The sequence below is a fragment of the Dokdonella immobilis genome, from assembly GCF_900115085.1.
GTDB lineage: Bacteria > Pseudomonadota > Gammaproteobacteria > Xanthomonadales > Rhodanobacteraceae > Dokdonella > Dokdonella immobilis.
In genome coordinates, this window is sequence record NZ_FOVF01000027.1 from 1 (window position 1) to 1405 (window position 1405).

The window sequence follows — 1405 nt, forward strand, 5'->3', positions numbered from 1 at the left end:
ACCACAGCGATCAAGGCGTGCAATACACCAGCAAGGCCTACCAGCAACAATTGTCCGATGCCGGGATGATCGCCAGCATGAGTCGCAAGGGTATGCCCTACGACAATGCCGTGATGGAGAGCTTCTTCAGTTCGCTGAAACAGGAGCTCACGCACCACGAGCGCTTCGTCGACCGCGACCAGGCGCGCAGCAAAGTATTCGACTATATCGAGGTGTTCTACAACCGACAGAGGCTACACAGCGCTCTCGGCTACCAATCACCGGAGCAGTTCGAGAAGATGGCGGTGTCGCCTAATTAACCCGTCCGAGAAATCGGGGGTAGTCCACGTCTACCTTCGTACCCTATTCCGCTAAATGCTGCGAAGGCGGATTGGCATGCATCTGGGCGACGATGAATGGGTAGGACAGGGGTCACGACGTGCATGGCGAACTGCTTGTGCCAACCCTGCCAATATCGACAATGGACCATGGCTGACTCCGACCGTGTGACCGCTACTGCGAGTATTCGCCACCCGGCGTGATCCTCGCCCACTCGATTTTCCGTCCGTACGTTCAGGCACACGCGATCCAACCGCGGTGAGCCGCCCTGTTGAACGCTCGAACTGGAGGTCACACATGAATGCTACGCGGTTCATCCTCATCGCCCTGTTCGCACTGACCGCTTCTGCGCGCGCTTGCGCTGGTGAAGCGCAAGGCCAGGTCACGCTGGGCGGCAGCAAGTTTTCAATGAACGTGGCCAATGCATTCCTCGAGGATACTGGCGGCGGGAAACCAACCACATTGGTCCTGTTGACTGAAGGCCCTGTCGACCTTTCCTCTGAACTCGCGTCCCCTGATCCCTATTTCGACCTGATCAATGACAAGGCCATTGCTGCGGTGGCATGGGTGGCGGTCTTCATCGAGGGCAAGCATGTCAGCGTCAACGCCCACAAGGCAGGCGATGAGACCCAGTATTTCGCTTCACAAAAGTTCGGCCTCGACGCCACGGTTTCGGGCGGCGGCAATGCGCCGATCGAGGGAAAGCTGCATCTGGGAGGATCGGGCACTTCGATGCAGATCGATGTCAACTTCAAGACGGACATGTTGAAGGCTGGCAGCTGATCGATTTCGGTCGGTGCAAGTACGGTCCTCACCATTGCCCGGGCCGGCGCCACGGTGGCCTGGCGTGGAAAGGCGCTGGGTCTCTGCCTGCGCAGAGACGACGGTAATTTGAACTTGTGCGCTGGCCTGTGCGGGACTTTTGCGCGTCGACGATTCACGAGCGGGTAGGAATCCTGGCAACTGGCGGGTTCGGCCGTATCGTCGGCTTTCTTGTAGGAGCGCCTTCAGGCGCGATGCTCTTGATCGGGTGTGTCGTTGCGTGGCGAAGGGCATCGCGGCTGAAGCCGCTCCTACGGGGTTGCGT

Annotated in this window: 2 protein-coding genes; both read left to right on the forward strand. The window is 59.1% G+C overall.

Annotated features, from left to right (window positions below):
* The coding region (locus BM125_RS15295; RefSeq protein WP_139225046.1) for an IS3 family transposase at positions 1 to 299 on the forward strand (299 nt) is incomplete at its 5' end.
* A 316-nt stretch (positions 300 to 615) separates the two neighbouring features.
* Positions 616 to 1101 carry a hypothetical protein gene (locus BM125_RS15300; RefSeq protein WP_092409539.1) on the forward strand — a complete coding sequence of 162 codons (486 nt, stop codon included), beginning with the start codon at positions 616 to 618 and terminating at the stop codon, positions 1099 to 1101.
* Positions 1102 to 1405: the final 304 nt, after the last annotated feature.

Bases quoted from the DNA above. Each gene is read 5' to 3' on its own strand.
- BM125_RS15300 (WP_092409539.1), top strand. From the start codon at position 616: ATGAATGCTACGCGGTTCATCCTCATCGCCCTGTTCGCACTGACCGCT.